We start from the raw sequence: 7,056 nt of genomic DNA, 5'->3' as shown, positions 1-7,056 counted from the left end.
CGCTCGGCCGAGGCGGCCAAGGAGATCAAGCAGCTGATCGGCGCCAGCGTGGACAGCGTGCAGGCCGGCTCGGCGCAGGTCGAACAGGCCGGCCAAGGCATGCACGGCATCGTCGAGGGCGTGCGCCGGGTGGGCGAGCTCATTGCCGAGATCACGGCGTCTTCGGCTGAACAGGCCAATGGCATCGGCCAAGTCAACCAGGCGGTGGCGCAGCTCGACCAGATGACGCAGCAAAACGCGGCGCTGGTCGAGCAGTCCAGCGCGGCGGCGGCAGCCATGCACGAGCAGGCGCAGCGCCTGGCGCAGGTGGTGGCGGTGTTCCGGGTGGGGCAGGAGGCACCGGCTACTGGCGCCCGGCCGCTGCCGCGCGCGGCAGCGGCAATGCCTGCACCGCGCTTGGCTGACGGCGCAGGCAAGCCGCGCATGCCTGCGCCCGCTGCCATCAAGAAGGCCGCCGCGCCTGCGCCCGCCGCGCCGCGCATCGCTGCGCCGCCACGTGCCGAGCTGGCAATGGCCGGTGCGCAGGACGACTGGGAAAGCTTTTGACCTACACCTGGCGCGGCAACCATTGCTGATTCCCGCCATGGCCGTATCAGCAGAGAATCAGCCATGCCTGCTCCACAGCTGATACGCCAACCGTGCAGGGCCGGACGCGCGGCCGTACTGCTCGTGGCCGGCCTGCTGGCCTGGCTGGGCGGACTGGCGCATGCCGCCAATGCTGCCGCTGCTGCTCCGGCCGCCGAGCCCGCCGCGCTCAAGCTGCGCATCGTCGGCGGCCTGGCCAACTTGACCCAGTACACCCATCTGGAGGCACCCTTCTGGACGCGCGACCTGGCGCGGCTGAGTGGCGGCCGCTACAGCGCCGACATCGTGCCCTTCGACCGTGCGGGTGTGCCAGGCAACGACATGCTGCGCCTGCTGCAGCTGGGCGTGGTGCCCTTCGGCACGGTGTTGATGAGCTCGCTGGTGGCGCGCCATCCGCAATACGCGTCTGTCGACCTGCCGGGACTGAACCCCGACATGGCCGCGCTGCGTGCCAGTGTGGCAGCACTGCGCGGACCGCTGCAGCAGGCGCTGCGCGCCGAGCAGGGAGTAGAGCTGCTGGCCCTGTACGTCTATCCGGCACAGGTACTGTTTTGCCGCCAGCGCCTGCGGGGGCTCGACGACCTGCGTGGACGCACCGTGCGCGTGGCCTCGCCGGCGCAGGCCGACTTCATCACCGCGCTGGGCGCGCAGCCGCGCCTGATCCCCTTCGCCCAGGTGGTGCCGAGCATGCAGGGCGAGGCGCTGGACTGCGCCGTCACCGGCACCATGTCGGGCAACACCGTCGGGCTGCACCAGCACACGACATGGCTGCATCCCATGCCCATCACCTGGGGCGTGGCGCTGTTCGGCGCCAACCAGGCAGCCTGGCAGGCGCTGCCCCAGGACCTGCGTGCGCTGCTGCTGCGCGAGCTGCCGCGGCTGGAGGCTGCGATCTGGAGCAGTGCCGAGCGCGAGACGGCGCAAGGCCTGGCCTGCAACAGCGGCAGCGCCACGTGCACCAGCGGCCGGCGTGGCGCCATGACGCTGGCGCCCCTGACTCCGCAGGATGATGCGCGCCGCCTGCAGGTGCTGAAGGAGGCCGTCCTGCCGCGCTGGCTGGAACGCTGTGGCAGCCCGTGCGTCCAGCTGTGGCAGCAAACCCTGGGACCCGCACGCGGCATTGCCTTGCCGCCCCCGCCATGACCGGCGGCATCACCCCGCGCAGCCGGCTGCTGCTGGCGATTGGCGCGCTGGCGAGCGCGGTGCTGCTGGTGCTGGCGCTGGCTGTGGGCGCGCTGCTGTGGAGCCAGCGGCTGGCCGCGCTGGCCGAGCATTCCAGCCAGCTGGCGCGCGTGGCCACCGGCGCCGAGGTCGGCATGAATCGCACGCTGCTGGCGCTGGACGTGCTGCTGGCCACGGCCGAGGAGTTGCTTGTCAGTCCCGCAACAGGGGCGCGTGCGCCGGCATCGGCGGCGTATGCCAGCGCGCTGCTGTCGGCCATCGCGCGGCAGAACCTGCTGGTGCGCAGCGTGGTGCTGCTGGACGACAGTGGAGCGCCGCTCGCCGCGTCCGGCACCCTGGGCGCCGAGACGCTCGACCTGCCGCCCGCCGATTTCATCGCCCAGGCGCTGGCGCCCACGGTGCCGACCCTGGTGCTGAGCGACCCGATGGTGAACACGCGCAGCGCCGAGCGCGTGATCTACGCCGCGCGCCAACTGCGCCTGTCGCCTGAACGCCAGGTGCTGGCCGTGGCCCAGGTGCCGGTGGACGCGCTGGTGGGCGTGCTGCTGCAGGGCATAACGCAAAGCCAGGTCGAGCTGACGCTCGAGCGCGCGCAGGGCGAACTGCTGGTCGGGCTGGCGCCGCCGCAGGGACTGCTCGAGCGCCTGCGCGCCTCGGGTGCCCCGGTGCACGACGGCCAGGCGCTGCAGGATGCCGGCTGGGACGGCCGCACCCGGCTGCATGGCGAGCCCGGCTTGGTGGCTGCACGAATGCTGATGTACGAAGGTCTGTGGGTCACGGCCAGCATGCCGCGTGCAGCGGCTCTGGCAGCGTGGTGGGAGCAGGCACGCCTGGTGGGCGCCGCCGCCGTGGCGCTGGCTCTGGCGCTGGCGCTGGCCGGCCTGGTGGCGGCCACCAACCTGGTGCGCATGCAACATGCACGTGCGGCCGTGGCCCAGTCCAAGGCCCTGCTGGACCAGGCGCTGGGCGCCATGGTCAGCGGCTTCTTGTTGCTGGACGCGCAGCGCCTGGTGGTGCAGTGGAACCCGCGGTTCGAGGAATTCTTCCCCTGGCTGGCGCCCATGCTGCGCCCGGGCGTGCCATTCCAGGACCTGCTGCAGACGACAGTGCATTACCACCTGCCGGGCAGCAACCCGCAGGCCAAGCGCGAATGGGTCGAGGGACGCCTGCGTCGACAGGACGAGCATGGCCCGCTGGAGCAGCGCCTGCCCAGCGGCCGTGTGGTGCAGATCACCGAAAGCCTCACGCCCGATGGCGGGCTGGTCATCGTTTACCACGACGTGACCGAGCTGCGCCAGGCCACCGCCGAGGTCGAGCACCTGGCCTTCTATGACCCGCTCACCGGCCTGCCCAACCGCCGGCTGCTGCTGCAGCGCCTGGACCAAGCCTGCGCGGCCGCTGCCGCCAGCGGCCGCGAGGGCGCGCTGTTGTTCATCGACCTGGACCGTTTCAAGACCCTGAACGACACGCTGGGGCATGAGGTGGGCGACCTGCTGCTGCAGCAGGTGGGGCGCCGGCTGCAGGCTGGCGTGCGCGCCGGCGACGTGGTCGCGCGCCTGGGCGGCGACGAGTTCGTGGTGCTGCTGCTGGAGCTGGCCGCCGACGCGCAGGCCGCGCTGCAGCAGGCGCGCACGGTGGCCGAGCAGATACTGGCGCTGCTGGCACGCCCCTATCCGCTGGGCGCGCAGGTACACCACGGCAGCGCCAGCATCGGCGTGGCGCTGTTTGGCGACGAGGCGCAGGCCGCACTGGAGGTGCTCAAGCAGGCCGACATCGCCATGTACGAGGCCAAGTCGCGCCGCGGCAATGCGCTGTGCTTCTTCGATCCTTCGATGCAGGTGGCGCTGAGCACGCGCGCCCAGCTGCTGGCCGACCTGAAGCAGGCCCTGCCGGAGGGGCAGTTCCGGCTGCACCTGCAGCCGCAGTTCGATGCCGCGGGCCAGCTGACCGGCGCCGAGGCGCTGCTGCGCTGGCAGCACCCGCAGCGCGGGCTGGTGGCGCCGGGCGCGTTCATCGCCGTGGCCGAGGACAGCGAGCTCATCGTGCCCATCGGCCGCTGGGTGCTGGAGACGGCCTGCGCGCTGCTGGCGCGCTGGCAGCGCGAGCCGGCGCTGCGCGAGCTGGGCCTGAGCGTGAACGTCAGCCAGCGCCAGTTCCGCCAGGCGGATTTCGTCGGCATGGTGGGTGAATGCCTGGCCGCCAGCGGCGCCCGTGCGCACCGCCTGGAGCTGGAGCTGACCGAAAGCCTGGTGCTGGAGGACGTGAACGACTCCATCGCCAAGATGCACCTGCTGCGCACGCGCGGCGTGCGTTTCGCGGTGGACGACTTCGGCACCGGCTACTCGTCGCTGGCCTACCTCACGCGGCTGCCGCTGCACCGGCTGAAGATCGACCGCTCGTTCGTGCAGCAGCTGGGCGAGAGCCACAGCGACGACGTGGTGGTGCAGACCATCCTCGGCATGGCGTGCAACCTGGAGCTGGACGTCGTCGCCGAGGGCGTGGAGACGCAGCAGCAGTATGACTTCCTGGTCGCGCACGGCTGCGGCGGCTACCAGGGATATCTGTTTGCGCGGCCGATGCCGGTGGAGGATTTCGAGGCGCTGGCAGCGGGGCAGGGTGGCACCGGGCCGGCTCCGCCCTGACCTTGCCTGATCGGGGCCGACCCGACACGGTAGGGAGCAGGCGGCTCAGGGCGCCGGCAGGGCGGTTTGCGCCATGGCCGCGGCACGCCCTTCGTGGACCTGGAAAGTCCGCACCAGGACCAGCAAGCCTTGTGCCTGGGCCTGCAGCGCGTCCGCTGCAGCCGCTGCCTGTTCGACCAGGGCGGCATTTTGCTGCGTGACCTGGTCCATCTGTGCGATGGCCTGGTTCACCTGGGCGATGCCGGCGCCCTGCTCCTGCCCAGCCAGTGTGATCTCGCCCATCAGGCCTTGCAGGCGCGCCACGCTGGACACCACCTCGCTCATGGTGCTGCCGGCGCGGGCGACCAGCTGGTTGCCAGCCTCGACCTCCTGCACCGAAGCGCCGATGAGATCCTTGATCTCGCGGGCCGCGCCGGCCGAGCGCTGCGCCAGCTGCCGCACTTCGCCAGCGACCACGGCGAAGCCTCGGCCCTGCTCGCCGGCGCGGGCGGCCTCCACGGCCGCGTTCAGCGCCAGGATGTTGGTCTGGAAGGCGATGGAGTCGATCACACCGATGATGTCCACGATGCGCCGCGCCGAGGTGTGGATGGCGCCCATGGTGTCCACCACCTGGCCGACGACCTGGCCACCTTGCTGCGCGACCTGCACCGCCTGGGTGGCCAGATCACGGGCCTGGGTGACGCTGTGCAGGTTCTGCTGCACGGTCGCGGTGAGCTGCTCCATCGACGCGGCGGTCTGCTGCAGCGCGCTGGCCTGCTCCTCGGTGCGGGCCGACAGGTCGGTATTGCCCGCCGCGATCTCGCCTGAGGCCGTGGTGATGGCGTCGGTCCCTTGGCGCACGCGCAGCACCAACTGCCCCAGGCTGTGCTGCATGCGCTGCATGGCCGCCATCAGGCTGCCATCCGTGGCGCGGCCGTGCAGCGTGATGGCCTGTGTCAGGTCGCCTGCAGCGATGGCGCCGGCCACTGCGGCGGCGGCATCGGGCTCGCCCCCCAGTTGGTGCACGACACTGCGCGTGAGCCAGTAGGACACGGCCACACCAGCCGCCACCGCCGCGGCCGCCAACACCAGGCTCAGGGTGAACAGTGTCGCCGTGCGCTGTGCCAGCGCGGCCTTCGCCGCTTCGACGGCGGCGCCCTTGTCTTGGATCAGCTGCAACAGCTCGGCGCGGATTTCGCGCCACAGCGGAGTTTCCTCGCTGTTCAGCAGCGTGATGGCGGCGTCCCGGTCTTGGCGTGCCAAGTCCACGATCCTCTGCTGCAAGCCGGCCTGGCGCTGCTGCAGCTGTTCCACTTTGTGCAGCACGGTGCTGGTGGCCGCTTCTGCGTGCGCCAGGGCCCGGGCCCGGGCCAGCTGCTGGCCGAATGCTGCCCGGGCGGCGCCCAGGTTCTTGTGGCCCTGCGGGTTGTCGGGCGCCAGGATGATGTTGCGCAGTGCTTGGCCCATCTGCAGTCCCTGCGCGTACAGGTCGCTGCTGGCGCCCAGAAAGGCCTGTTCCTGCTCGACGAAGGAGGTGAAGCGGTCGGCGGCGTGGCGCATGCCGGAGATGGCCACGGCCAGCGCCACGGCGAAGATCAGGCACACGAGCGCCATGCCCAGCACCATGCGGCTGCGCAGTTTCATGGGAAAACCTTGGGGTGAAGAAAGAAAAAGCCGGCACTGGTGCCGGCGCGGTGCGGATTATTCCAGGGCCGCCGCCAACGCGCACGGCACCGCGCGCAGGCGCCTTCAGGCGCGGCGCGACGAGACGACGATGCCGCCGACGATCAGCACGAACGCCAGCGCGTGGTACAGCTTGGGCACCTCGCCCAGGAAGGCCGCCGACAGCAGCGCCGCAAACAGCGGCGTCAGGTTGATGAAAAAGCCGCCCATCACCGGCCCGGCGCGCTGCACGCCCAGGCCCCAGCAGCGGTAGGCCAGGATGGCCGGGCCGACGGCGATGAACACCAGCGCCGCCACCAGCGGCCAGCCCCAGACGAAGCCGCGCGCGCCCAGCGACCACTCCACCCCGGCGAATGCCCCCGACCAGGCCAGCCCGAACACCAGCTGCCCCATCAGGAAGGCCGCCCAGTCGCCGCGGATGCCCGCCGGTTCGCTGGTGCGCACCAGCAGCCAGCTATACAGCGCCCAGGCCAGCGTGGCCAGCACCATGTACAGGTCGCCCGGCACCAGGCGCAGCGCCAGCAGCTCCTGCCAGCTGCCGCGGCTGAGCACCAGCAGTACCCCGGCGATCGACGCCGCCGCGCCCGCCAGCTGCCGGCGCGAGACTGGCGCGCCGAAGAACAGCGCGCCGATGGCCAGCATCCAGATCGGCGTGCCCGAGCCCACCAGCGTGACGTTTAGCGGCGACGAGGTCTGCAGCGCCAGGTACTGCAGCGCGTTGTAGCTGCCGATCCCCAGCAACCCCAGCAGGGCGTAGCGGCGCCAGTGCGGCCACAGGCCGCTGTCCGGGCGCAGCACGCGCCAGGCCAGCGGCGCCAGCAGCGCGAAGGCCAGAAGCCAGCGCAAAAAATTCAGCGCCACCGGCGCCACCAGCGCGTGCACCAGGCGCCCGACCACGGCATTGGCGGCCCACATCAGCGGCGCGGTGGCCAGCAGCAGGGCGGTGGGCAAGGTGAGGGCGGCGGGGCGTGGTGCGGGCATGGGG

The 7,056-nt window shown here is 71.5% G+C and carries 5 protein-coding genes; 3 read left to right on the top strand and 2 right to left on the bottom strand.

What is annotated here, in order from left to right; translation table 11 throughout:
* From BLQ61_RS12065 to BLQ61_RS12055, 3 genes are all read left to right on the top strand, one after another.
* A partial coding sequence (locus BLQ61_RS12065; RefSeq protein WP_245704024.1) for a methyl-accepting chemotaxis protein occupies positions 1–546 on the top strand: 546 nt, incomplete at its 5' end.
* Positions 547–609: 63 nt separating this feature from the next.
* The gene (locus tag BLQ61_RS12060; protein ID WP_091570517.1) at positions 610–1,728 is read left to right on the top strand and encodes a TRAP transporter substrate-binding protein; all 1,119 of its coding nucleotides are present in this window, start codon (positions 610–612) and stop codon (positions 1,726–1,728) included.
* Positions 1,725–4,409: a putative bifunctional diguanylate cyclase/phosphodiesterase gene (locus BLQ61_RS12055; protein WP_091570514.1), complete on the top strand. Its 2,685-nt coding sequence runs from the start codon at positions 1,725–1,727 to the stop codon at positions 4,407–4,409. The genes BLQ61_RS12060 and BLQ61_RS12055 overlap by 4 nt, the downstream gene beginning before the upstream one ends.
* A gap of 45 nt (positions 4,410–4,454) precedes the next feature.
* On the opposite strand, the gene BLQ61_RS17725 is transcribed toward BLQ61_RS12055, so the two are convergent.
* Positions 4,455–6,032: a methyl-accepting chemotaxis protein gene (locus BLQ61_RS17725; RefSeq protein WP_091570511.1), complete on the bottom strand. Its 1,578-nt coding sequence runs from the start codon at positions 6,030–6,032 to the stop codon at positions 4,455–4,457.
* A gap of 105 nt (positions 6,033–6,137) precedes the next feature.
* Complete coding sequence (locus tag BLQ61_RS12045) at positions 6,138–7,052, bottom strand: DMT family transporter (RefSeq protein ID WP_091570509.1); 915 nt, start codon at positions 7,050–7,052, stop codon at positions 6,138–6,140.
* Positions 7,053–7,056: the final 4 nt, after the last annotated feature.

The sequence above is a fragment of the Oryzisolibacter propanilivorax genome (assembly GCF_900103645.1).
In the GTDB taxonomy this organism is placed as follows: Bacteria; Pseudomonadota; Gammaproteobacteria; order Burkholderiales; family Burkholderiaceae_C; genus Melaminivora; species Melaminivora propanilivorax.
Note: the sequence above shows the minus strand (reverse complement) of the source record. Positions and strands in the feature narration are given on the sequence as shown.